Annotated in this window: 19 protein-coding genes and 2 pseudogenes; 15 read left to right on the plus strand and 6 right to left on the minus strand. The window is 63.0% G+C overall.

Annotated features, from left to right (window positions below):
• Nucleotides 1-105 precede the first annotated feature (105 nt).
• A complete protein-coding gene (locus tag NKI39_RS02390) occupies nucleotides 106-429 on the plus strand; it encodes a hypothetical protein (RefSeq protein ID WP_352453636.1) in 324 nt (107 codons plus the stop codon).
• A gap of 665 nt (nucleotides 430-1,094) precedes the next feature.
• The gene (locus NKI39_RS02395) at nucleotides 1,095-1,640 is read left to right on the plus strand and encodes a group I truncated hemoglobin (RefSeq protein WP_352830529.1); all 546 of its coding nucleotides are present in this window, start codon (nucleotides 1,095-1,097) and stop codon (nucleotides 1,638-1,640) included.
• A 97-nt stretch (nucleotides 1,641-1,737) separates the two neighbouring features.
• Here the strand turns inward: NKI39_RS02395 and NKI39_RS02400 are convergent.
• Together NKI39_RS02400 and NKI39_RS02405 are read right to left on the minus strand one after the other, a co-directional pair.
• A pseudogene (locus NKI39_RS02400) lies at nucleotides 1,738-2,332 on the minus strand (SOS response-associated peptidase).
• 84 nt (nucleotides 2,333-2,416) lie between these two features.
• Nucleotides 2,417-2,674: a hypothetical protein gene (locus NKI39_RS02405; protein ID WP_031211977.1), complete on the minus strand. Its 258-nt coding sequence runs from the start codon at nucleotides 2,672-2,674 to the stop codon at nucleotides 2,417-2,419.
• 364 nt (nucleotides 2,675-3,038) lie between these two features.
• Between NKI39_RS02405 and NKI39_RS02410 the strand changes: the two genes are divergently transcribed.
• Nucleotides 3,039-3,857: a hypothetical protein gene (locus NKI39_RS02410; protein ID WP_352830532.1), complete on the plus strand. Its 819-nt coding sequence runs from the start codon at nucleotides 3,039-3,041 to the stop codon at nucleotides 3,855-3,857.
• Nucleotides 3,858-3,976: 119 nt separating this feature from the next.
• Here NKI39_RS02410 and NKI39_RS02415 read toward each other — a convergent pair whose 3' ends face one another.
• The gene (locus NKI39_RS02415; protein WP_023719429.1) at nucleotides 3,977-4,177 is read right to left on the minus strand and encodes a CsbD family protein; all 201 of its coding nucleotides are present in this window, start codon (nucleotides 4,175-4,177) and stop codon (nucleotides 3,977-3,979) included.
• Between the two features lie 192 nt (nucleotides 4,178-4,369).
• Nucleotides 4,370-5,653 (minus strand): ROK family transcriptional regulator, encoded by a 1,284-nt coding sequence (locus NKI39_RS02420; RefSeq protein WP_352830535.1) that lies wholly within the window; start codon nucleotides 5,651-5,653, stop codon nucleotides 4,370-4,372.
• 196 nt (nucleotides 5,654-5,849) lie between these two features.
• Here NKI39_RS02420 and NKI39_RS02425 point away from each other — a divergent pair, with 196 nt between their 5' ends.
• From NKI39_RS02425 to NKI39_RS02440, 4 genes are all read left to right on the plus strand, one after another.
• Nucleotides 5,850-8,405: an ATP-binding cassette domain-containing protein gene (locus NKI39_RS02425; RefSeq protein WP_352503589.1), complete on the plus strand. Its 2,556-nt coding sequence runs from the start codon at nucleotides 5,850-5,852 to the stop codon at nucleotides 8,403-8,405.
• Complete coding sequence (locus NKI39_RS02430) at nucleotides 8,402-9,391, plus strand: ABC transporter permease (RefSeq protein WP_352503590.1); 990 nt, start codon at nucleotides 8,402-8,404, stop codon at nucleotides 9,389-9,391. Before NKI39_RS02425 ends, NKI39_RS02430 begins: the two co-directional genes overlap by 4 nt.
• A 46-nt stretch (nucleotides 9,392-9,437) precedes the next feature.
• Nucleotides 9,438-10,439, plus strand: coding sequence for a rhamnose ABC transporter substrate-binding protein (locus tag NKI39_RS02435; RefSeq protein ID WP_352686514.1), 1,002 nt, complete (start codon nucleotides 9,438-9,440; stop codon nucleotides 10,437-10,439).
• A gap of 85 nt (nucleotides 10,440-10,524) precedes the next feature.
• Nucleotides 10,525-11,286, plus strand: coding sequence for a glutamine amidotransferase (locus NKI39_RS02440; protein WP_352541745.1), 762 nt, complete (start codon nucleotides 10,525-10,527; stop codon nucleotides 11,284-11,286).
• A gap of 112 nt (nucleotides 11,287-11,398) precedes the next feature.
• On the opposite strand, the gene NKI39_RS02445 is transcribed toward NKI39_RS02440, so the two are convergent.
• Entirely contained in the window at nucleotides 11,399-12,280 is an 882-nt protein-coding gene (locus NKI39_RS02445) for a YihY/virulence factor BrkB family protein (RefSeq protein ID WP_352830539.1), read from the minus strand.
• 135 nt (nucleotides 12,281-12,415) lie between these two features.
• Here NKI39_RS02445 and NKI39_RS02450 point away from each other — a divergent pair, with 135 nt between their 5' ends.
• From NKI39_RS02450 to NKI39_RS02460, 3 genes are all read left to right on the plus strand, one after another.
• Nucleotides 12,416-16,366: a caspase family protein gene (locus NKI39_RS02450; protein WP_352830542.1), complete on the plus strand. Its 3,951-nt coding sequence runs from the start codon at nucleotides 12,416-12,418 to the stop codon at nucleotides 16,364-16,366.
• Between the two features lie 156 nt (nucleotides 16,367-16,522).
• Nucleotides 16,523-17,848, plus strand: a complete 1,326-nt coding sequence (locus NKI39_RS02455; RefSeq protein ID WP_352503596.1) for an NAD(P)H-dependent oxidoreductase — start codon at nucleotides 16,523-16,525, stop codon at nucleotides 17,846-17,848.
• On the plus strand, nucleotides 17,841-17,999 hold the full coding sequence (locus NKI39_RS02460; protein WP_352503597.1) for a hypothetical protein: 159 nt from the start codon (nucleotides 17,841-17,843) through the stop codon (nucleotides 17,997-17,999). The genes NKI39_RS02455 and NKI39_RS02460 overlap by 8 nt, the downstream gene beginning before the upstream one ends.
• A gap of 147 nt (nucleotides 18,000-18,146) precedes the next feature.
• Here the strand turns inward: NKI39_RS02460 and proC are convergent, their stop codons facing one another.
• A complete protein-coding gene (gene proC, locus NKI39_RS02465) occupies nucleotides 18,147-18,962 on the minus strand; it encodes a pyrroline-5-carboxylate reductase (protein WP_352503598.1) in 816 nt (271 codons plus the stop codon).
• Nucleotides 18,963-19,188: 226 nt separating this feature from the next.
• On the opposite strand from proC, the gene NKI39_RS02470 reads away from it, so the two are divergent.
• The 5 genes and pseudogenes from NKI39_RS02470 to NKI39_RS02490 all read left to right on the plus strand — a co-directional run bounded on the left by NKI39_RS02470 (nucleotide 19,189) and on the right by NKI39_RS02490 (nucleotide 23,816).
• Entirely contained in the window at nucleotides 19,189-19,917 is a 729-nt protein-coding gene (locus tag NKI39_RS02470; protein ID WP_352503599.1) for a hypothetical protein, read from the plus strand.
• Nucleotides 19,918-19,953: 36 nt separating this feature from the next.
• On the plus strand, nucleotides 19,954-20,088 hold the full coding sequence (locus tag NKI39_RS02475; RefSeq protein WP_352472722.1) for a hypothetical protein: 135 nt from the start codon (nucleotides 19,954-19,956) through the stop codon (nucleotides 20,086-20,088).
• A gap of 37 nt (nucleotides 20,089-20,125) precedes the next feature.
• On the plus strand, nucleotides 20,126-21,025 hold the full coding sequence (folD, locus tag NKI39_RS02480; protein ID WP_352830547.1) for a bifunctional methylenetetrahydrofolate dehydrogenase/methenyltetrahydrofolate cyclohydrolase FolD: 900 nt from the start codon (nucleotides 20,126-20,128) through the stop codon (nucleotides 21,023-21,025).
• Between the two features lie 16 nt (nucleotides 21,026-21,041).
• Nucleotides 21,042-22,040, plus strand: a complete 999-nt coding sequence (locus tag NKI39_RS02485) for a GlxA family transcriptional regulator (RefSeq protein WP_352503600.1) — start codon at nucleotides 21,042-21,044, stop codon at nucleotides 22,038-22,040.
• A 109-nt stretch (nucleotides 22,041-22,149) separates the two neighbouring features.
• A pseudogene (locus NKI39_RS02490) lies at nucleotides 22,150-23,816 on the plus strand (vWA domain-containing protein).
• Nucleotides 23,817-23,834: the final 18 nt, after the last annotated feature.

The following is a 23,834-nucleotide window of genomic DNA, read 5'->3' on the forward strand; positions in this document are numbered from 1 at the left end:
ATGCTAGGAAAATGCCAAGGTCGAGGCACAGCTCCGCTCGCACGCGCCATGATGCGCGCGGGGAAGGCGTTCCAGTCTGCCCTGCTGCAGGCGGCTTAACAAAGCTTGCAGCCGGGAACAACCACTCAACGACTCGCGTTTCTTGCCAAGGCCCGCTTCTTTTGCAACGGGGCGGCGGGCGTCGAAGGCTCGCAAATGTCGCGCCGGCGTTTCAATCGCACTCGCCTCAGCCCTCACGATTTGGCTATTTGTGAACGCGTGTTTGATCAGGTTTGCGCAGATGAGCACATTGACCCTCTAAGCCTGGATGCCGAAGCCTTGGCGGTGATGATTGTCGCAATCTTCCGAAACGTGACTACCAATGAGCGCGAACTGCTGGAGGAAGTTAGGTCTCTTCGTCGCTCAAAAGGCGCAGAGAAGGCGCACTAGCTAGGCGGCGTTCCGAGGCGAATTGTTCTAGTCCCGCATTGGCACAATCGGATTGGCATCTGAATTGCTCATTGAGAATCGCCAGAGTGTAGCCACCGAGCTTGCGAAGGGGACGGAAATGGGCTTAGCCGAAGACTTATCGGATGTCGCGCTCACATTCGAATGTCCGGATTGCTTGCATCCGGCGGTAAGAAAGGGCTCTGCACTAAGAACAATCGCGCACTTCAGATGCGACGGGTGCAACGCCAAGGTGCGGATGACCTATCCGCAGAAGCTCGCGATCTTCGAAAAGCACAGGCTATTGGCCGCAAGCAGCCGGCAAAGCCGCGGGAAGCGATTGTACGCCCCCTACCGGGGCTGATTGCCGCCGACAACACGACACAGAAGGAAAATGCCCAAGGTCAGGGGCACAGATGCGGCCGAAGTGGCTTCGCGACCTCTGCCGCGTGCAGCGACGCGTGCTTAACACTTCCTCATCCGCGCGGCCTTCGCCCCTTTTGACGCATGTTGACCACGGCAATGCCGCCCAATCGGAATAATTCGGGCGAAGGGCTCGTTAGTTCTTTAGGCGATGCTAAAATACGGCAAAGTGTCCGAATGTCATTTCATGAAGCCCGCCAGACAGGCTGCGGCTCGCTCTGGCCTAACCTCGAAGGGAACCAGGGATGAAAATTTCGACTTCTCTCACAAGACGAAGTGTTGTCGCCGCGCTGGCGCTGGCCGCCGCATCGACGTCGGTATTGCCTGCCGACAAGGCGCTCGCGCAGACGAAGAAAACCGCATCTGAGAAAAGTCTGTATGAGCGGCTGGGGGGTGTTTTCGCCATCGCAGCGGTGATCGATCATTTCAGCGACGCCGTCGTGAGGAACCCGATCGTCGGCCAAAAGTCCAAGAATCCGCAGCTGCGCAAATGGCACACCAAGAACCTTGAAAGGTTGCCCGGCCTCAAGTTCATGCGCACGCTGTGGGTCTGCGACGTTTCTGGCGGGCCCTTCAAGTTCGTTGCCACCAAGCCCGGCACGACGCCGCTCGGCCTCGAGGAGGCGCATCGCGACCTGCGGATTTCCCCCGCGGAATTCGATGAGGTCGCAGCCGAACTCGGGCGGACCTTGGATCATTTCAAGATTCCGAAGCCTGAGAAAACCGAAGTCCTGGAAGCTTTCGCCGCCCACAAGGACGAGGTCACCGCCGGCTACGTCAAGCGGGGCTGAAGCGCTTATATCGCGCGGGCATTCGTTCTGAGCATGGTGCGCGTCGCCGTGACTATACGGCGCGGCCGCAGCTCAGCGGGCAATTATCCGATGGTTCCTACTCCGAACCTGCCCGAGCTGTTTCCACATTGAGCGATCCCTCCGGCAGCGGCCGCAGGAGTTCAGCCTCTGACCTCGTGAGATGGATCCAGGCCGCCCAGTCCGATGGCCCGCAGCACAACCACTTGTCGGTTGTGATATGGCGCCACGTCCGGCCCTGGCTCGCTCGTCAGCATCGTGAACGTCGGCGGCTTGTTGCCGACACCCTCGCGCCACAGCCCGGCAATCGCCATGAACGAATGGCCATTCAGCGTGAACCTGTGCTTGGTTTTTGGATATTTCGTTCCCGTGAATTCGAAGAATGCCGACGCCGGAACGAGACAGCGCTTGCTGTTGCTGAACTGCCGGCCCTCCGAGCGAAAGTTGAATACAGGTCCGCCTTTTGGCCCGGCCGGGGGAAAGCCGAATGTCATCGACGCCAGTCCGATTGCGTCGCCGGCGGCGCGCATTACAGGTGCGGGGTCGTTGATGTGGATGTCATCCGCCTGCGGCAGATCCAGTTCGGTTTGATGGCTGGGGATTTTGAGCGCCAGCGATTCCATCATCCGGCAGTATTCGGCCCAGGCGATGTGCTGCTCGTAGTCATTGCACATGGAATGGCTCCGCACGCTCGATCGAGTTCAGTTCAATATAGCGTTTATCGGTGGACGCCGATTGCTGGCGGATTTGATATAAGCCTATTTGGGCCGGCGTGCGGCAGCGATGGCCTGCAACAGATTGATGCTGTTCACGTCGGGTTCGCTGGATGCGGCAACGGCAAGTGCGGCGGCTTCGGCTATTTTCGCGACGTCGTCGCTGCTGATCGTTCCACGCTTTTCCAGGAGATTTACCAGTTCGACAACGAGTAGAAAGGCGTTCACACCATATCGTTCGGCTCTGAGCTCGAACTCGCCTCGAGCCAATTTCTCCGCGTCTCCTTCAGCCCGTTTGTCCACGTTGGCGTCCTCTCCTATGGCTACACGCTATCAACGCTTAGCACGAATGGTTTAATCCTTCGAACTGGCCACAACCTTCGCCAATTGCCCGGCATAGTGTCGCCGGTGGCAGGGGCATGGGTTCAGCCAAGGATGAGACCAACCAACAGAACGGTAATAATAAAGGACAACACGACGGCAAGTAGCCCGCATGCTTCCAAAGTGTTGGTTTGCCAAGCTTTCGTCGGGCGCCTCCGGTTTGAATTGCCGTTTCGCGAAACAAACTTCATCGGGCACCAGATCGGACGCGGAGCCGGCTTGAACTTGGCAAAGCGCTCCTCTTCATCGGCCCGGAAGGCATCTCCGCGAAACTCCGGAGCACCGTATGCGCGGCGCCGGCCTGCCTTTCATCGACGCGGGCCATCACCAGTACGACACCTTCTGCGATCTTCGGCTTGCGCGGCTTCTGGGCGAAATTGGCGAAAGTTCCGAGAAGCACGCCGGCAAAGCCGCCCCACGCCGCACCGACCAGGGCCATGCCGGTCATCCCCGCGGGATCAACGTCTTGAGCTCCAAAAGCGCTGAAGCCGGCCAACAGACCAGCCGTGGCGCCAAGTGCGGCACCAGCAATCGCACCCCGCCAGAGAGCGCTCATCTCATCGTCGTAATATCCAGCAACGCTGATCGGTTCATCATTGTCGTTGTAAGATCCGACCACGCTGATTTGCCGGCGGCGAATCCCGGCAGCCTGAAGCCTGGCCACGGCACGTGCTGCCTGGGCATGGGAATTGAACAGTCTGCTGATTGTTTGCATTTACGCCCAGGCCCGACGCCCGTTCGGAGCGTCGGGCCTCTCCTCCCTGGCTTGAACTCTTCCGCCCGGACGCATCTTCGTCGCGCCAAAGCTCACCACAACGTGAGCCAGCCGGCTACGTTCCTCAGCCGGGGCTTCGGTCCAATCCTGGAGTATCTTGCTTGGGACCTAAGTCTGACCAGCTTGGGCGCGCTGAGGCCATGCCGAGCGGGGACGGTCGCCGGCTCGAAGAGAGGGTTCAGGATGCTATCGCAGACCCAAAAAGCTCAAAATGGCGATTACGATCACGATCGCGCCGACCAGCCAGATAATGTTGTTCATCATTGCACTCCTTCGCCTCCGGGCGGGGCGCACGCCGGGGCGAAGCCCGCCACGCAAGTAGAATATTAGATACGGCTAAAGGTTCCTCGCGGGGCCTCGCTGTCGAAGAGCCCACCGCACCAGTCGGCACGGCGGGCGACGCAGCGTTTCACCCCGGTGGGGGCAGAAGACGGCGTTGCGTCCAAGGCTCAGCTGATGCTTCTGGACCAGTTATCAACCTGGCGCTCTGCCTCTTCCTTGGCGATGCCATATCGCTCCTGGATACGCCCCAAGAGCTGGTCCCGGTTGCCCTCGATCCGATCAAGATCATCGTCGGTGAGGTCACCCCACTGCTCTTTCGCCTTGCCTTTGAACTGCGTCCATTTTCCCTTGATTTGATCCCAGTTCATATGTTCCTCCTTGCTTCCTGGGCCCGCACTGAAGCGGAGCGCGGACCGATCGGCATTGCAATGTCGGTGACGAATGAAGATTAGCAGCCGCTAAAAGTTCCGGTGCCGGCGCAAAAAGCCCGCCGTGCCCGTGCCTGACTGTGAGCTGATGTTGATGATGCCCGAAGCTTGATGCTCTTTCGCGGCACTATCTTATGCCGTTAAAGGCGCTGAGCTTCTTGCTGGTTGGCCTTGGCTGGCAAGCCTCGACAGGCTGCCCAGCAGCATTGTTCTGTCCTTGCCGATCATCAGCACGCCGCTGTCGGGCGCCAACAGTGCCGAGAACGGCAGCATCGCCGCGCCGATCGGCGAAGCCTCGGGGCCGAATTGTCCCGAGACGATTTCCGGCGCCACGATGCCGATGGCGCTGATCCTGTTGAACTGGGTCTGCACCTTTGCCAGCAGCTCGAGATGAATCGGCCGCGGCAGGATGCTGTCGAGGACGATCGCCTCGATGTCGATGACGGAGGTGATGGCGATGATCGCCTCGACCAGCGCATTGGCACAATCGTCGATCCATTCGGACAGCGGCTCGCGCGCCCCCGGCGGCAAGGGATCGAGTTCGCGCACACGGTTGATCTCGATGCCGCGCGATTTGAGATGATTGACCAGCACATAGATCGAAGCGCGATGCAGCAGGCTCTGGTAGCGCGCCGGCTTGGCCGCCACCGAATCGAGGCTTGAAGGCGAGACCGGCAAAGGACCGAGCGCGGCGCTGTTGCCGTGCGGCCCGGTGTGGACCTTGCCGCCTTGCACCAGTCCGCCGCCGACAAAGGTGTCGATCGAGATATGCATGAAGTCGCGGAACCGCGCGCCGGTTCCCTGGATGAGCTCGGCGAGTGCGGCCGATGACGCGTCGTTTTCCACGAAGACCGGGGTCTTCGGCTTTGTGGCGAAAAATGTCGTCAGATCGATTGCTTCCCAGCGGCTGCCGAGGTCGTCGGGAAAGCCGAGTTCCTCGCTCCAGCCGCCGAGGAAATATGGCGAGGCGATGCCGACGCCGACGATGCTGGCATCGCCAAGCCCCTCGACCAGCTTGTCGAAATTGGCCAGCGACATGTTGCCGGCCTTGAGCACCATGTCGGGATCCGGAAAGCGATATTCGTGCGACTCGCGCGAGCGGACCTCGCCGGCAAAGTCGACGAGCACGGCTTCCAGCGCGCGCCGGCCGATCTTGATGCCGACGCTGTAGATACGCTCAGGTGCAAGTCGGTAGAGAGTGGACGGCGATCCGCGTTGCCCGAACCTTTTTCCCACTTGCTTTACGAATCCGGAAGATTCCAGCCCGTCGACAATGGTGGCGACCGCGGCCGGCGTCAGATTTGCGGCGCGCGCCAGATCGGACTTGGATGCCTCCTTCAGGCGGCGAATGGCATCAAGCACGAAGCGCTCGTTATAATGCCGAACCTTGACCGAATTGCTGCCTTTTCCGGACAAAACCGGCGCCTCCCCATTCATTCCCGCAGAGCCACTCCAGCCGCTTGCAGCTTTGAGGCTGCCGCGGGGTCGAGCACTCCAATCGCACCCGTGCGCGACGCGACAGTGCCCTTCGCCGCCATGGAAGTCAATTTTCCAGTTGCGGCATTCGGCCATTTAATATAGCAAATTGAAAAAACAGGACCAGGGAGGAAAGGTGCTGCACTTGGGCGCATTAGGCGAAGCCGACGCCATGGTGAAGAGCGACGCGGCTGTCCCCGTTGCCCTGGTTCAGGCGACAAAAGCCTTCGGCGGCACGATTGCCCTCAAGGACGCGTCCTTCGAATTGCGCTCAGGCGAGGTGCTGGCTCTGCTTGGCGAAAACGGCGCCGGCAAGAGCACCTGCGTGAAGCTGCTGGCCGGCGTGTATCTCCCGACCGGCGGCCATGTCGAAGTCGATGGCAAGCCTGTGGTCTTCCATTCGCCGCACGACGCCCAGGCTGCCGGCATCTCGGTCATGCACCAGCACCCCGGTCTTTTCCCTGATCTTTCGGTGGCGGAGAACATCTATCTCGGCCATATGCCGCGCGACCGCTTCGGCGGCATCGACAACGCCGCCATGCTTGCCGGCGCGCGCAGGGTGCTGGCGACAGTCGGCCTCGACGTGCCGGCCGAAACCCGGCTCGGAATGTTGCGCACCTCCGAACAGCAACTGGTCGAGATCGCCCGCGCCCTGTCGCTCGACGCGCGGGTGCTGATCATGGACGAGCCGACGGCCGCCCTGTCGCAGCGCGAGGTCGAGCGGCTGTTCACTGTCGTCGCCGACCTGCGGCTGCACGGCGTGGCGATGATGTTCGTCGGCCACCGCATGGACGAGATCTTCCGCATCGCCGACCGCATCGCGGTGCTGCGCGACGGGCGTCTCATTGGCGTCAAGCCGAAGGCCGAGCTTGGCCGCGCCGCTGCCATCGGCATGATGGTCGGCCGTGAGGTCACCGACCTCTATCCGCAACGAAGCCACGCCACCGGCGCACTGGTGCTGGAGGCGAGGGGGCTTTCGCACGCCGGTGGCTTTTCCAATATCGACCTCAAGCTCCATGCCGGCGAGGTGCTCGGGCTCGGCGGCCTGGTCGGCAGCGGGCGGACCGAGATCGCGCGCGTGCTGTTCGGAATCGACCAGCCCGATGCCGGCGAAATCCTGATCGACGGCGAAGCAGTGCGCTTCGCGTCGGCACGCGACGCCATGGATGCGCGTATCGCCTATGTCTCTGAAGACCGCATGGGCCAGAGCCTGGTGATGGATTTTTCCATCCTCGACAACGCGGTGCTGCCAGTCCTCGACAAGGCAGCCCGCTCCGGTTTCTACGGCACGAACCGCGCGATCAATCTGGTTTCGGACTGGCTGAAGCGCATGAAGCTTCGCTTTTCCGGCTACGCGCAGCCGGTAAAGGAACTGTCCGGCGGCAACCAGCAGAAGGTGGTGTTGGCCAAATGGCTGCGCACCGAACCGCGCGTCCTCATCCTCGACGAGCCGACGCAAGGCATCGACGTCGGCACCAAGGCGGAAGTGCATGCGATGGTCGCCGACCTTGCCGCCCAGGGCATGGCAATCATCCTGATCTCCTCCGAAATGCCCGAGCTCATCGGCATGTGCGACCGCATCATCGTCCTGCGCGAAGGCCATCGGACGGCCGAATTTGCCAGGGGCGAAGCCACTCAGGAAAAGGTGCTGGAAGCAGCGACCAAGGCCGGCGAAAGCGCCGATGCGGCACAGGCCACCGGCGAGGAGAAGAGAAAAGGACCGCTCGACATACTGAAGTGGCGGGAGTTCGGTCTGCTCGCCGCGATGCTGGCGGTCGCCATCCCGGTCACCATCATCAACCCGCGCATGGTGAGCGCTGCAAACCTGACCGCCGTGTCGATGGATGCCGCCCTGCTCGTCGTTGCGGCACTCGCGCAGATGCTGGTGCTGATCACCCGCAACATCGACCTTTCGATCGCTGCGGTGATCGGCCTGTCGGCTTACATGGCGGCCAGCATGGTCCAGGCCTATCCAGGGCTCGACATCGGCATTGGCCTGATAACCGCATGCGCCGTCGGTGGCGTCGCCGGCCTGATCAACGGCCTCGTCGTCACCAGGGGAAAGATCCCGGCGATCGTCGTCACGCTGGCCTCGATGTCGATCTTCCGCGGCTTCAACTCGATCTGGGCAGCCGGTGACCAGATCAGCGCCGACGAAGTAACGCAAGCCTGGCTCGACATGACCGGCCTGAAGATCGCCGGCGTGCCGCTGATCGTCATCATCGCGATCGTTATCCTGTGCCTGGGCTACGTGCTGCTCTATCGTACGGCGATCGGGCGCGAACTGTTCGCCGCCGGCTCCAATCCCGACGGCGCGCGTCTTATCGGCATCCCCGTCGACCGCCGCATTCTGTTGGCCTTTGGCATGGCCGGCCTGCTCGGCGGCCTGTGCGGCGCGCTGTGGGCATCGCGCTACGCGACCATTGATGCACGCGTCGCGCTCGGCTTCGAACTCACCGTGATCGCGTCGGCGGTGGTCGGCGGCGTCGCCATCCGCGGTGGTTCGGGCACACTGCTCGGTATCATCCTCGGCGCGCTCACGCTGCTCGTCATCAAGAACGGGCTGACGCTGGTGCGCGTCGACCCGCTGTGGCTGCAGGGCGTCTACGGCCTCGTGATCCTGGTCGCCATCGGCATCGACACCTTCATCGTGCGGCGGGCCGAGCAGGCAAGACAGGCGAGGGCGCGGTGAAAAAGTTCCTCCGTTCGATCGACTTCTGGGATCTGCTGCTGGCGACCTCTTGCTTGGCCATCTTCCTCTATGCCGCGATCTTCGTGCCGAATTTCGTTTCCGGCTTCAATCTCTCGCAACTGGCCGCCAGCGCCTCGGAAAAGGCATTGCTGATCCTGCCGATGACGCTGCTCATCATCACCCGCGAGATCGACCTGTCGATCGCCTCGGTGCTGGCGCTGACGTCCGTCGTCTTTGGCTTGCTGGTCCAGGCCGGTGTGCCGACACTTGCCGCAATCCCGTTGACGCTCGTCATCGGCGGCCTGCTCGGCGCCTTCAACGGCTATCTGGTCTCGGGCCTCGGACTGCAGTCGTTGGTTGTGACGCTCGGCACCATGGCGCTCTATCGAGGCATTGGCTACATCCTGCTCGGCACCGGCTCGGTCAACATCCTGCCGCCCGCGGTCGTCGATTTCGGCATCAACAACCTGCCTGGCACCGAGATACCGTGGACCATCGTGCCCTTCCTGGTGCTGGCGCCGGTGTTTGCGGTCGTGCTGCAGAAGACGCCGACCGGCAAGCGCATCTACGCGCTCGGCGGCAGCCCCGAGGTGGCGCGCTATTCCGGCATAAACACGCGCCGGATGGTGCTGAACCTGTTCGTCGTCTCGGGCGTCGTCGCGGCGATGGCCGGCATCGTCTATACCGCGCGCCTTTCCAACGCCCGCGCCAACAATGCGCTCGGCATGGAGCTCGACGTCATCACCATCGTGCTGCTCGGCGGCATCAGCGTCTTTGGCGGCAAGGGCCGCCTGACCGGCGTCATGCTGGCACTGGTCCTGATCGCCATCATCCGCAACGTGCTGGCGCTGAACCAGATCGGTGGCGACGCGCAGGGCATGATCATCGGCCTGCTTCTGATCGGCTCGCTGCTGATCGGCAATTACTGGCGCTCCACACAGGAGATGCTCAGCAGATCCCGCGCAATGCGCGAGACAAAGGGGTGATCTCGGGCCCCTTCCTTCAAGCCCGAATTTTGACGGAGGAGTCACAATGAAAGCGTTTAGATTAGCCCTGCTCGCATCCGCGGTTCTGCTTGCGCAAAGCTCGCTGGCCTTCAGCCAGGAGTGCGCCAAGGAACCCGTAACGGTCGGTTTCCTGCCCAAGCTCGACACGGATCCCTACTTCAAAGTGGCCTTTGGAGGCGCACAAGAGGCAGCCAAGGAAATTGGCGGCACCGCTACCCAGGTCGCCCCATCGCAGGCGACCGCCGAGGCGCAGATCGAATTCATCAACAGCCTTGTCTCGCAGAAGGTCGGAGTCATCGCAATTGCCGGCAACGACGCCAACGCCGTCGCGCCTGCGCTGAAGCGCGCCGTTCAGCAGGGCGTCAGGGTGATTTCGTATGACTCCGATGTGGCCGCCGATGCGCGTGCGGTGTTCGTCAATCAGGTGAAGGGCGACAGCCTCGCCGAGATGATGCTCGAAAGTGCATTCGCCCTCAGCGGCGGTGAAGGCGAATTCGCGATCCTGTCGTCGACGCCGACGGCGACCAACCAGAATGCCTGGATCGACTTCATGAAGGCGAAAATGGCGGCCGAGCCGAAGTTCTCCAAAATGAAGCTGGTGCAGGTGGCCTATGGCGAAGAAAGCGAACAGATCAACCAGCAGCAGGCATTGGCGCTGGTGCAGGCGTTTCCCGATCTCAAGGTGATCATCGTCCCGGCAGGCATCGGCCTTCCGGCGGCCGCGCGTGCACTCGAGGAAGCGGGCATGATCGGCAAGGTCAAGCTGACCGGCCTCGCGCCGGCCACTCTGATCTCGAAATACATCAAGGACGAAGCGGCTCAGGATATCTGGTGGAACGTCACCGATCTTGGCTATCTTACCTATCAGACGGCCCAGGCGTTTGCGCAATGCAAGATCACCGGCAAGGAGGGTGAGAAGTTCACGGCAGGCAGGCTCGGCGAATACACGATTGGCGCCGGCGGCGAACTGATCCTTGGTCCGGCCAAGATCGTAACTCCCGAAAATCTGGCCGAATTCAAATTCTGATCCTGTAGGGCTTGAGTTCTAGGGGGCGCCGGTCCATCCGGCGCCCTTCCTAAAAACCTCTCGAATGAAACAGTGCGGGGCGGCAATGAAGATATTGCTTGCAGGCGAAACCTTTGCAGCGACGACCTCGGTTGCCATCGGCAGCGACGTGCTTACAAGTGCGACCTCGACAAATGGCGCGACGGCCTTCAATGCCGCGCTGACCACTGAAGGCATCGCGGTCACGCAGATCGGCGGCGAGCGTTGCAGCGCGGAGTTTCCCTATGACCTCGATGGGCTCGCCCAATATCAGGCGGTGGTGATCTCCGATGTCGGCGCCCTGACATTGCTGGTGACGCCGGATGCCCGCACCGGGCGTGTCGGCGTCAACCGCCTCGATGTGCTCAAGGCCTATGTCGAAGGTGGCGGCGGGCTGATGCTGGCCGGCGGTTACATGGGCTTTCAGGGCATGTTCGGGACGGCGCGTTTCCACGACACCCCGGTCGAGGACGTTCTGCCGGTCCGTTGCCTACCCTACTGCGACGGCATGGAGGTGCCGCAAGGCCTGCAGGCCTCCATCCTGCAGTCGTCACATCCGATTTTTTCCGGGGTGGAGGGGCCTTTGCCGCCGATTCTCGGCATGAACAAGCTGGAATTCAGGCGCGACGGTTCGTCCCGGCTTCTGGCGACCTGCCACCATCGCGGCACCGACTGGCCGCTCCTTGCCGTCGATAGCCATGGCCGCGGCCGCACGATTGCCTGGGCAACCGATATCGGCCCGCATTGGCTCTCGCAGGATTTCCTCGCGTGGCCGTTCTACGGAAGACTGATGGCGAATATGGTCCGTTGGCTTGCCGGCAATGAATGAGGAAGCCGGACACTAGGTTTGACCCAGTGCGGTTGTCCTGGCGCGGCCGATGCCGCGCGAGGCGCCGGTGACCACCACCACCTCGTCGGCTAGGTCGAATTTCGGCGTGAACTCATTTGCCATGCAATTCCACCTTGTTCTTCAAATCGGACCGGCTGCCATGTCGAACCGAATAGGCTCGCGTGAATTCGGCGCCCAGCAGAAATATCTCCGCTGAATAATAGACCCATAACAGCACGACGAGCAGGGCGCCGGCCGCGCCGTATGATGATGAGATGGCGCTGGTTCCGATATACCAGCCAATCAGCGACTTGCCGATGGTGAACAGAAACCCGGTGACCGCGGCGCCGATGCCGACATCGCGCCATTGCAGGCTGCGGTCCGGCAGCACCTTGTAGATTGCGGCAAACAGCAGTGTGATCAGGGCAAACGAGACGATCCCGTTGATGGCGCTCAGGATGATGGTGCCGAACGGCAGGTCGGCGTTGATGACCTCTCCGAGCGCCGAAATTGCAGCGCTTACGACCAGCGACACCAGCAGCAGGAAACCAAGCGCGGCGACCAGGCCCAGGCTTGCAATGCGTGCCCGCACCATTCGTGAAATCGTTGCCCCGCTCGGTTTGACTTTCCAGATTTCGTTCAGCGCCAGCTGCATTTCGCCGAACACGCCGGATGCGGCGACGAACAGCGTGACCAGCCCCAGAATGCTGGCAAGGGTTCCCGCTTCCTTCTGCGAGGCGTTCTCGATCGTCGCCTGCAGCAGCTCGGCACTTTGCGGCCCCATCAGGCCAGCGATCTGTGCCGAAAGGGCGAGTTGCGCCGCCTCGTGCCCGAAGGCCATGCCGGCAATTGCGACAACGATGAGCAGGATCGGCGCAAGCGAGGTCGTGGCATAAAACGCTATCGCCGCCCCATGGCTCAGCGCATTGTCGTCGATGAAGCCGGTGACGCTCTGCTTGAGGAGCCTCCAGCCCTCTGCTGCCAAATTCCACATGTAGGCCTCGCATGCCTGTCAACAAACAAGTAGCGGCCGCGCAGCGCTGGGCGAGGGGCGAGAGGCCGGCGGGACAGGAGGGGGCGCGGAGCAGCATGACATTCCTGCCTCCCTTCCCCACGACAAGAACACCTCTTGCCCGAACACTTGCCACGCGCCGGCCATCATGATGCCATGCCGTTGCGGAAGATGGCGCGCTGGGTTTGGGGTGGGACGACGATGCTGTTTTCAGGGGCAACAGGGCGCATAGGCGTGGCGTTTGCCGCGCTGCTTGCACTTTTGTGCGCGCTGGTTCCTGCGCGGGCTGAAGAGCCGAAGGCGCTTAAGGGCGTCGCGCTCGTCATCGGGCAGTCCGATTATGAGCATGTCGGCAAGCTGCCCAATCCGGAAAACGACGCCCGCGCCATCGAGGATATGTTCGACAGGCTCGGCTTCGAAACCGATGTCGCGACCAATCGCGACGCGCGCAAATTGCGACGCGACCTCGAAGGCTTCGTCGACGATGCCGAGGGTGCCGACGTCGCCATTATCTACTATTCCGGCCACGGCATCGAAGCCGGCGGCGAGAATTTCCTGGTGCCGGTCGATACCGACATTACAGCGCTCGACGATGCCGGCGAGAAGCTGGTGCCGCTGTCATCGATCGTGGCCGAGCTGAAGGCCAAGGTGCCGGTCACCATCGTGCTGCTCGATGCCTGCCGCAACGATCCGTTTCCACCGGGCACGCTGCTCAAACTGACGCCGGGCGAAGCGGGCAAGCCGATCGGCGCCGGCGGCCTTGGCGAAACCCGCAGCGTCGTGGCGCTGAACGGCAGAGCGCCGGCCAAGGGTGCGGCGGATGACAGCCTGGGCCAGGTCATCGGCTTTGCCGCCGAGCCCGGCAAGGTGGCGCTCGACGGTCCCGCAGACGGCAACAGCCCCTATGCGGCAGCCATATTACGTCACATCGACATGATGGGCGGCGAGGAATTCGGCACCGTGCTGCGCATGATCGGCGAGGAGGTCTATCTCAAGACCGGCGGCCGGCAGCGGCCGTGGGTCAATGAGAGCCTGCGCCGGCTGCTCTATTTCGGTACGCCCGCCGAGGTGCCGAAAGGCGAAGAGGGCGAGATACTCAGCGAGCGTCGCCGGCTGCTGGTGACGATCTCGACGCTGCCCGACCCGCAACGCCGCCAGATCGAGACGATCGCCCGCGACGGCGGCGTACCGATGGATGCGCTCTACGCCATGCTGAAGACGCTGGGCACCGAGAAACCCAGGGATGCGGCCGAGCTCGATAAATTGCTGCGCGGCCAGACCGAGCGGCTGAAACAGGTACTAGCCGAGCAGGCGACGCTGAAGAGCCAGGATCCGGAAATCGTGCGGCTTTCAAGACTGGCCGAGCAGGCGGTGCAAGAAGGCGCACTCGAAGCAGCGCAGAAAATCCATGAACAGGCCAAGGCCCGCGTTGGCGAACTGTCGAAGACCGTCGACCAGGCCGAAGCCGACCTCAAGGCGCGTCGGTTCGAGTTTGCCGAGGTTTTCGGCGACAGCGCCAAAACCTACGAAATTTCCTTCCGTTATCAGGCGGCAGCACAGGACTATGCCAAGGCCTATGAGCAGGTCGAGAAATGGGACGACCATGAAGCCTGGTTCTACAAGGCAGCCGAGGCCCAGGCGCTCTCCGCGCATGGTTCTTTCTCTGGCGACAATGCCTTTCTGGTGCAGGCGGTCGCTGCCTATGAAAAGGCGCTGACCTATGTGTCGCGCGAAAACAGCCCGCGGCAATGGGCTGCCACGCAAAACAATCTCGCCACCACACTGTCGACGCTGGGCGAACGCGAGGCCGGTCGCGAAAACCTCGACAAGGCGGCTGCCGCCTTCGACCAGGCGCTGACCGTCTACACACGCGACGCCGATCCGGACGACTGGGCCTCGACGCTTGGCAATCTCGGCACCGTCTATTGGCGGCTCGGCCAGCGCGAGAATGGTATCGCACTGCTCGACAAGGCCGTCGCCTCCTTCCGCGCGGCGCTCGCGGTGCAAGCGGCGAAAAAAATGCCGCTCGAATGGGCGGCGACTGAGAATAATCTCGGCATCGTGCTGTCCGAGATCGGCGAGCGCCAGGCCACGATCGACAGTTTCCGCGCTTCGATCGAAGCGCATCGCGCCGCGCTGACCGAATACCGCAGAGAGCGCGTCCCGCTCGACTGGGCGTTGAGCCAGGTCAATCTCGGCGCGGCCTTGTTTCGCCTTGGCGAGCGTGAAAAAGACGTGCCGACGCTTGAGCAGGCAGTGGCCGCGTATCAGGCTGCGACCGAGGAGATGACGCGCGAGCGCGCCCCGGCGCAATGGGCGACGATCCAGAATAATTTGAGCTCGGCGCTGGAATCGATCGGCCAGATCAATGGCGACATCGCCACGCTTCAGCATGCTCGGGAGGCCGCAGAGGCCGCACTGACGGTCTGGACGCGCGAGCATGCGCCGGCGAGCTGGGCGAACGGCCAGTTGACGCTTGGCAATGCCTTGCAGCGCCTTGGAGCCAGGCAGGAAGGCAACGACGCGCTGCTCGAGGCGATCGCTGCCTATGAGGCCGCACTTTCTGAATATCCGCGCGAAAAGCTGCCGCTCGACTGGGCTTCGTTGAAGCAGAATCTAGGCTCGGTCTATGCGACGCTTGGCGATCGAGACACCGGCATCGACTATCTCCGGGAGTCGGCGTCCGCCTATCGCGAGGCCTCGCAGATCTATACCGCCGCCGCTGCTCCAATCGAGTTTGCTTCGATCGAGCACAGTCTCGGCAACGCTTTGTCGACCTGGGGCGACCGCGCCAACGACAAAGCGGTGCTGGAACAAGCGGTCGCCGCCTATGGTGCAGCGCTCACCGTGCGAAGCAAGGACAGCGCCCCGAAGGACTGGGCGAAGACGCAGTTCCGGCTGGGTGCAGCACTTTCCATGCTCGGCAAGGCCAATGGCGGTCCGGACGAGGCGCTCCAGCGCTCGGCGGCGGCCTATCGTGCGGCGCTCGAAGTGCAGAGCCGTGACAGCGATCCTGAGGCCTGGGCGGCAACGCAATGGGGCCTGGGCCACGTGCTCCTGGTGTTGGGCGACCGCACGCAGGACGGCGAAGCGTTCCGCCAGTCGGCGACGGCGCTAGAAGCGGCGCTGCCCTTCTACGACCTCGCCACGGTGCCGGAAGATCACGCCCAGCTGCAGAACGAACTAGGCACTGCCTATTACTACCTTGCCGGCAGCGCCAATGACCCATCGCTCTACCAGAAGGCGGCGGCCGCGCATGAAAAGGCACTGGCCGTCTATGCCACGTTGCCCGACCGCTCGCTCTGGGCCTCGGTCGAAGGCGACCTCGGCAATGCCCGCATGATGCAGGCAAACGCCAGCTCCGATCCGGACGCCATGGCCAAGTCTGTCCAGGCCTATGAGGCGGCACTGACGGTGATGAGCCGCGACAGGGATGCCGACGAATGGCTGCGCAACCAGGCAAACCTGGCCAGCGCGCTGTCGACGCTGGGCTACTGGCGCGACGACGTCGCCCTGCTGAAGCGCTCGGCCGGCATCTATCGCTCGATCCAGAGCGTGCGCACGCGCGACCGCGCCCCCGAACCCTGGGCCAGCACGCAGGCAAGCCTGGCCAATGTGCTTGGCATGATCGGCGCGAAAGAGCCTTCGCCGGCTTTGTTCGCCGAAGCGGTCGCCGTCAACCGGGCGCTCGCAGACGAGGTCGGCCGCGACCGCGACCCCGACCGCTGGGCGAGCCTGCAAAACGAGATCGGCTATCAGCTGACGCTCGCCGGCCGCGCCGAAGACAACGTCGCCAAATTCGAGGAGGCAGTGCCGATCCTGCGCGAGGCGATCGCTGTGCAGAAGAAGATCGGTTCGGTGCCGGGCGTCGCCTTCACCGAGGACAGCCTGTGCGATGTGCTTACCGATCTGGGTGCTGCCCGCAAGCAGAGGGCAATGGTCGAGGAAGCGATAGGCGCCTGCGAGCATGCGCTCGTCATCTTCAGTGAGCGCAAGATGGACGACCTTGCCGCCGGCTCCGCCAAGAACCTTGCCGAGGCAAAAGCCTTGCTGGCCGAATTGCAATAGCGCACAGGAAAAGGTGGCCGCGGCCGGTTTCGATTGGCAATGGGTTGCCGTTCCCTGCTATTCCCGCTTCATAATGCATGTCGCCCAAAAGTGTGCCGCGGTTTTGGGACAACGACATGCATAAAAACAAAGACTTAAAGCAGTGGACGTTCCAGTATGACCAATGTCGCCTTGACCGGGCTTGCCCGCGATCTTGCCAAGCGCGCCGCGGAAGGCCGCCCGGTGCGCATCGGCGTTATCGGTTCGGGCGAGATGGGCACCGACCTGGTGACTCAAGGCATGCTGATGCCGGGCATTTCGGTTTGCGCGATCTCGACGCGCCGCCCGCATACGGCGCGTGACGCCATCCGCATTGCTTATGGCGACCAGGCGATGGCAGCCGAAGCGGACAGCGCTTCGAAGGTCAGCCAGGCGATCGAAAGCGGCAAGATTGCCGTCACCTCGAACGAAATGCTGGTCACCAATCCGCTTATCGATGTCGTCATCGATGCCACCGGCAAGCCCGGGGTCGCCGCCGATTTCGACCTGATGGCGATGCAGCACGGCAAGCACCTAGTGATGATGAATGTCGAGGCCGACGTTACCATCGGCTGCTATCTGAAGCAGCAGGCCGACCGGCTCGGCGTCGTCTATTCGGTCGGCGCCGGCGACGAGCCGTCGAGCTGCATGGAGCTGATCGAGTTCGCCTCGGCGCTCGGCTACACCATCGTCTCCGCCGGCAAGGGCAAAAACAACCCTCTCAACCACGACGCCGTTCCCGACGACTACCGCGAGGAGGCGCTGCGCCGCAACATGAATCCGCGCATGCTGGTCGAGTTCGTCGACGGCTCGAAAACCATGGTCGAGATGTGCGCCATTGCCAACGCCACCGGGCTGGTGCCCGACGTTCCCGGCATGCACGGCCCCAAGGCCGATCGCGACGAGCTGGTCAAGGTGCTGATCCCGCGCGAGCAGGGCGGCATTCTGTCGAAGAAGGGCGTCGTCGACTACACCGTCGGCAAGGGCGTGGCGCCCGGTGTCTTCGTCATCGTCGAGGCGACGCATCCGCGCATCATCGAGCGCATGGACGATCTGCATATCGGCCACGGTCCCTATTACAGCTTCTTCAGGCCCTACCATCTGACCTCGCTGGAAGTGCCGCTGACGGCCGCTCGCATCGCGCTTTACGGCAAGCCCGACATGGTGCCGCTGCCGCGGCCGGTGGCCGAGGTCTGCGCGGTGGCCAAGCGGGATCTGGCGGCAGGCGAGGTTTTCGATGCGATCGGCGAGACCTGCTACCGCTCCTGGACCATGACCGTCGAACAGGCCCGCGCCCATCGCGCCGTGCCGGTCGGTCTGCTCGAAGGCGGCAAGGTGCTGAAACCGGTGAGGAAAGGCGAATTGCTCACCGCCGACAATGCCGCGCCCGACCCGACGACCGGGCTGTTCGCCTTGCGCCGGCTGCAGGACGAGATGCTGTATGGGAATCTTGGTGATGGCTGAGGTCCGTGAATCCGAGTTGAAGCGGGAAAATGGACGCCCTTCTCTGGCAGAGCGGCTCGCGTCCATTGCCGATGATCTCAAAGCCAAAGCCGGCAAAGACGGGCGGCGCGTGAACAAGGACGAGATCGACGACTTGTGGGGACATCGCTGATATCTGTCGACATTCTAGGCTATCGCGATTTTGATGTCGGCAGGACAGTGGAGGGGGCGAAGGAACGCCGCGTAACGGCTTTTCTACCGGTAGCTATTGCCGACAGGAACGGTCGACCATCACCGCCGACCGGCTCCCCCAGAAGCCCTACTTCCCCAGCTCTATCGACCGCAGCCGCGCCGCTTCCACCGCCTCGGTGAGCAGGCGCGTCAGCCGGTCCTCGCCCATCAGTACTGCAAGGGCCGCAGCCGTGGTGCCGGTGGGGCTGGTCACCTGCTGCCTGAGCACGCCCGGCTCCTCGCCGCTTTCGGCGGCCAGCGATGCGGCGCCGTAGACCGTCTGCATGGCCAAGAGCTTGGCAGTCCCGGTCGGCAGGCCGGCTTTCTCGGCGGCCACGGTCAGCCCTTCGATGAAATGGAAGATATAGGCCGGCCCCGACCCGGAGACTGCCGTCACCGCATCCATCAGGGCCTCGTCGTCGATATCGGCCACTTGCCCGCTTGCCGAAAGCAGGTCGGCGACGAAGCGTTTGGTTTCGTCGGAAACCAGCCTGTTGGAAAACACCACCATCATGCCCTTGCCGATCGCCGCCGGCGTGTTGGGCATGCAGCGCACGATCGGCGCGCGGTCGCCGAGAATACCTTCAAACGTGGCGACCGGTGTCCCGGCGGCGATGCTGAGGAAGGTGGTCCGGCCATCGTTGAAGCGGATGTAACCAGCCGTCACGTCGCGGATCACCTGCGGCTTCACCGCAATGACGACGAGAGCCGGCACGGCGTCAGCCGGGATGGCGCCGGCATCGGCGCCAACACCGCAGCCCAGTGCTTCGGCTCGCTTGCGCAAGTCGGCATTGGGCTCGACCACGAACACCGCAGTCGGAGCGAGCTCGCCGGCTTTCAGCCAGCCCGAGAGCATGGCGTAGCCCATATTGCCGCAACCGGCGAGAACAAGCCTGATCGTCATCGAAAGCCTCCCATAGAGATGGCTTCCCCATAGACGTTCGCGGCAGGGCGGGGAAGCCCTGTTGGGACCGTGATCGGGCGGAAACCCCGACCTTGCGGTTGGGATGCGCATGTAGTCGCGCAGTCGCGCGGCGACCAAATTAACCTTTTATTTCCTATGCCTGTTTAGCATCGCTTAAGCAGTGGCGGTCGCTACGCCCCAGCCCGAGGGGAAGGCTCCAGAAACCATGGCTTATAGGAAAAATCGTGAACACTGGAGGAACCAGCAGTCCTTGCTGTCGCTCGTCGAGGCGGTGCGCGGCGAGGACGAAGCATCGCTGGTTTCGCTAGAGGACCGCGCAGGCCCGTCATGGCGCGAGGATGCCGCCACACGCCATCGTCTTGCCCGCTCGCGCCGCGAAGCGTGTGCCAGTCCGATCCTGTTGGCAGCCGCCGGCATAAGCCAGCCCGATCCTGATGAGCCAAAGGCCGGCACCATACTGATGGAAGAGGCTGCAGCGGCCGATGGGTTTTTCGACCCCGCTGGCCCCCTTGGCGGCCCCGATGCCGGTTCCGCCGATCACGCAGCATACCGGGCAGCGCCGCCTCCCGCTTCGCCGGTCGAGGTCGCGCGCCCAGGGCCGATCGGTGCCGTGTTGTCGGCGCTGCGCAGGCTCATGCCCGGCAGCGCGCCGGAGGAGGTGGCGTCCGGCGAGACTTCTGCCGCCACAAATTCCGGTGCAGCCATGCCGCCCGCCTTCCCTCCACAGCCGCTCTATGCCGGACAGGCACCTTATCCGCAGCAACCCGCGCCGCTGCATCCGACCTATACTCAGGCCCGGTCGAGGAAGGCAAATCAGGCCTCGGAAGCCGCCGATCAGCAAAGCCAGATCGAGGAAATCCGCGCCAGCCTGCGCGAATTCCGCGAGGCGGTTCGCGAGCTCACCGAAAACCGCACGCATCGCCGCTATTTCTGAGCGTCGAATAAAACATGCCGGTTTCGAGTTAACGGCATGGGACGGCGCATTGACGGGATTGCCCGGCTCGATTTTCGTGAAAATGCCGCGCTGCATGTCCGCCCGCAGCACATGGTTCTGGGCAACGGCCTGCATAAAAGATATCTGGAGCGCGCCGCATGGATGTTTTAACGCGGCAGGCTTACGCGATAGGCGTCGAGGGTGGTTCATGGCTGAGTTGATTGACGGAAAAAGCGTCGCCGAAGACGTGGTGCGGCGGGTCAAGGCCCTGACCGCCGAACTGGCGGAAAAGGGCGGACGGCAGCCCGGTCTCGCCGTGGTCATCGTCGGCGAGGATCCGGCGAGCCAGGTCTATGTCGCCTCCAAATCCCGCACCGCCAAGGAATGCGGCTTCCATTCGGTTCAGCACACGCTGCCGGCCGAAACCTCCGAGCCGGACCTGTTGAAGATCATCGGCCAGCTCAACGCCGATCCGGCCATCAACGGCATCCTCGTGCAGCTTCCGCTTCCCGGCCATATCGATTCCGGCAAGATCATCCAGACCATCGCGCCTGAGAAGGATGTCGACGGCTTCCACTTCATCAATGTCGGCAAGCTCGGCACCGGCGAGCTCGAGACCGCCTTCGTGCCTTGCACGCCGGCCGGCTCGATGCTGCTGATCGAACGGGTGCGCGGCAAGGACCTGTCCGGTCTCAATGCGGTCGTCGTCGGGCGTTCGAACATCGTCGGCAAACCGATGGCCAATCTTCTGCTTGCCGCCAACTGCACCGTCACCATCGCACACAGCCGGACCAGGGACCTGCCGGCGCTTGCCCGCACCGCCGATATTCTGGTCGCCGCCGTCGGCCGGTCTGAAATGGTCCGCGGCGACTGGGTCAAGCCTGGCGCCACCGTCATCGATGTCGGCATCAACCGCGTCGTCGCATCTGAAAAGGGCGAAGGCAAGACGCGCCTCGTCGGCGACGTCGCCTTTGCCGAAGCAGCGAAAGCGGCCGGCGCCATCACGCCGGTGCCTGGCGGCGTCGGACCGATGACCATTGCCATGCTGATGGCCAACACGCTAGCTTCCGCCTATCTCGCAGCCGGATTGAAACGGCCTTCCTTCTGACCAGAAAGCAGCGTCCTTGCCGAACCTCACTGTTCCCTTAGAACGGCCGGTCACCAATGATCCCGTTCAGGGCGGGCGGCAGTTCGGGTTTCTGTTGGTCGACAAGTTCTCCATGTTCTCGCTGGCCGCGGCAATCGACACGTTCCGGTCGGCGAACCGGCTGCTCGGCCGCGATTTCTATGGCTGGACTACGGTGTCGGCCGACGGCGACGCCGTCATGGCGTCCAACGGCCTGCCGCTCAAGATCGACTACGCCGTTGCCGATCTGCCGGCGGTCGATATCCTGTTCGTCTCGGTCGGGCTGACGACGGAATTTCCCGGCAAGAGCAAGGTGCTGGCGGCGCTGCGCAGCTGGGGCCGGCGCGGCAATGCGCTCGGCGCGCTTTCGGTTGGCTCTTACCTGCTTGCCGAAGCAGGCCAGCTCGATGGCTATCGCTGCACCATTCATTGGGAAAACCGCGCCGGCTTCCTCGAACGCTTTCCGGACATCAACTGCACCGGCAACGTCTTCGAGATCGACCGAAAGCGCTACACCTGCGCCGGCGGCACCACATCGATCGACCTGATGCTGGAGATCGTGCGCGGTGATTTCGGCTCGAGCCTCGCCAATGGCGTCGCCAACCAGTTCCAGCATGAGCGCATCCGCTCGGCCGGGGACCGCCAGCGCGTCGGCCCGGAACGCGACCTGACCGGCAAGTCGGAGAAGCTGCGCCGCATCGTCGAGCTGATGGCCGACCATCTCGACGAGCCGCTGTCGGCGGTGCAGCTCGCCAAGTCGGCGGGCCTGTCGGTGCGCCAGGTCGAGCGCCTGTTCCTGCGCCATCTCAGCGTGACGCCCGGGCGCTATTATATGCGGCTTAGACTCGAGCGGGCGCGCGAATTGCTGCGCCAGACCAACATGCCGATCCTCGACGTGGCGATCGCCACCGGCTTCACCTCGCATTCCTATTTTGCCCAGAGCTATCGGCTCCAATTCGGCCGGCCGCCTTCCGAGGAACGCCGCACGACCTATTGAGGGTTGCACAGAGGTGGCGCAGCTTCGTACTCCACCCGGGCTTGTGTCGCGACGCAGCGTCAAATAGCTTTCCGGCGCCGAGCGGCGGCGACTGACGGGGGGATTTTTGATGACGGGATTTGTGCAGAGCGTCGCTGCGGCGGCCCTGTTGCTGTGGACGACAGGGTTCGGCTTCGCCGCCGATCGCGTCATCGTCATTCTCGATGCCTCCGGCTCGATGTGGGCGCAGATCGACGGCAAGCCCAAGCTCGAAATCGCCCGTCAATCGCTGCGGAACGTGCTGCAATCGGTCCCGGCCGAGGAGGAAATAGGCTTCATGGCCTATGGCCATCGCGAGAAGGCCAGTTGCGACGACATCGAACTCATCGTGCCACCGCAGGCAGGCTCGGCAAGTGCGATCTCAGCCGCGGCCGACAGCTTGAAATTTCAGGGCAAGACGCCGTTGACCGCCGCGGTCAAGCAAGCGGCGGAAGCATTGAAATACACCGAGGACAAGGCGACGGTCGTGCTCATCACCGATGGCATCGAGACATGCAACGGCGATCCCTGTGCGCTCGGCAAGGAACTGGAGGCTGCTGGCGTCGACTTCACCGTCAATGTCGTCGGCTTCGGCCTGACGGCGGCCGAAGGCAAGCAGATCGGTTGCCTCGCCGACAATACCGGCGGCAAATATATCGAAGCGTCGGATGAAAAGGCATTGCAGGACGCCCTCGTCGAGACCGTCGCGCCTCCGCCACCCGCCCCTGAACCGACTCCCGCCCCGCAGCCTGCTCCCCAGCCGGCGCCCGCTCAGCCGGCGGAGTCCAATTTCGTGCCCACCGTCGTGCTTGCCGAGGGTGGCGATCCCGTCACCGACGGCAATGCCTGGGAGATCTACAAGGCGAATTCCGACGGCACGCGCGGCGATCCCGTCACCACCGAATATGGCACCTACAAAGGCAACCTGGAGCCGGGCGACTATATCGTCGTCGCGCGTGCCGACGAGGCCAGGGCCGAACAGAAGATCACAATAGAGCCTGGCCAGGTCGCCAAACCGCACTTCAACTTGAATGCCGGCACGCTGGTCATCCACCCCAGGCCGAGCGAAGGAGCGGACGTTGATGACGGCGCGGCTGTCGTAATCGGCTATCCCGGCGTCGACACCCCGCCAACCTATTACGGTGACACGAAAGTCGTGCTGCCGGCCGGTGACCAGAAGGTGACGGTCACGATCGCCAGGGCATGGTTATCGAGACGATCCCGCTTGCCGCCGGCAGGGTCATCGACAAGGACATCATCGTCGGCGTCGGGCGTGTCGTCGCCAACGCCTATTATGCTGCCGGCGGCGACAAGGCCGAGGGTCCGGGCATCGGCTTCAAAGTGCTCCAGGCGAAAAAGAACGTCGACGGAACCAGGCAGGAGGTGACTTATGCCTACGGTCCGGACAGCAAGTTCGATCTGCCGCCCGACGATTATGTAATGGTCGCGACGGTCGACCTTGCGGTGGCCGAGCAGCCGTTCAGCGTCAAGGTTGGCGACCATCAGGATCTGAAGATCGCGATGAACGCCGGCATGCTGACGATAACCGCGCCAGGAGCCTCGAAGATCGAGATATTCGAGGCCAGGAAGGCCATCGACGGAACCCGCAAGTCGGTCGGCTACGCCTATGATCAGAAGTATGAAGCCACCCTGTCGGCCGGTGACTACGCGGTGGTTTCGGAGAAATCGGACAACAGCTCGAAGGAAGGCACGGTAACGGTCAGGGCCGGCGCGCGAGCCGAACTGACGGTTCAATAGATCCAGTGGAGAGCAGCC

Source organism: Mesorhizobium sp. M0664, from assembly GCF_040320565.1.
Taxonomy (GTDB): Bacteria; Pseudomonadota; Alphaproteobacteria; order Rhizobiales; family Rhizobiaceae; genus Mesorhizobium.

What these genes read in the sequence shown, in the direction of transcription:
- proC (WP_352503598.1), bottom strand. Translation starts at nt 18,962, where the DNA reads ATGACGATCAGGCTTGTTCTCGCCGGTTGCGGCAATATGGGCTACGCC.
- folD (WP_352830547.1), top strand. Translation starts at nt 20,126, where the DNA reads ATGGCTGAGTTGATTGACGGAAAAAGCGTCGCCGAAGACGTGGTGCGG.
- NKI39_RS02460 (WP_352503597.1), top strand. Translation starts at nt 17,841, where the DNA reads ATGGCTGAGGTCCGTGAATCCGAGTTGAAGCGGGAAAATGGACGCCCT.
- NKI39_RS02440 (WP_352541745.1), top strand. Translation starts at nt 10,525, where the DNA reads ATGAAGATATTGCTTGCAGGCGAAACCTTTGCAGCGACGACCTCGGTT.
- NKI39_RS02410 (WP_352830532.1), top strand. Translation starts at nt 3,039, where the DNA reads ATGCGCGGCGCCGGCCTGCCTTTCATCGACGCGGGCCATCACCAGTAC.
- NKI39_RS02415 (WP_023719429.1), bottom strand. Translation starts at nt 4,177, where the DNA reads ATGAACTGGGATCAAATCAAGGGAAAATGGACGCAGTTCAAAGGCAAG.
- NKI39_RS02395 (WP_352830529.1), top strand. Translation starts at nt 1,095, where the DNA reads ATGAAAATTTCGACTTCTCTCACAAGACGAAGTGTTGTCGCCGCGCTG.
- NKI39_RS02455 (WP_352503596.1), top strand. Translation starts at nt 16,523, where the DNA reads ATGACCAATGTCGCCTTGACCGGGCTTGCCCGCGATCTTGCCAAGCGC.
- NKI39_RS02445 (WP_352830539.1), bottom strand. Translation starts at nt 12,280, where the DNA reads ATGTGGAATTTGGCAGCAGAGGGCTGGAGGCTCCTCAAGCAGAGCGTC.
- NKI39_RS02475 (WP_352472722.1), top strand. Translation starts at nt 19,954, where the DNA reads ATGGGACGGCGCATTGACGGGATTGCCCGGCTCGATTTTCGTGAAAAT.
- NKI39_RS02470 (WP_352503599.1), top strand. Translation starts at nt 19,189, where the DNA reads ATGGCTTATAGGAAAAATCGTGAACACTGGAGGAACCAGCAGTCCTTG.
- NKI39_RS02435 (WP_352686514.1), top strand. Translation starts at nt 9,438, where the DNA reads ATGAAAGCGTTTAGATTAGCCCTGCTCGCATCCGCGGTTCTGCTTGCG.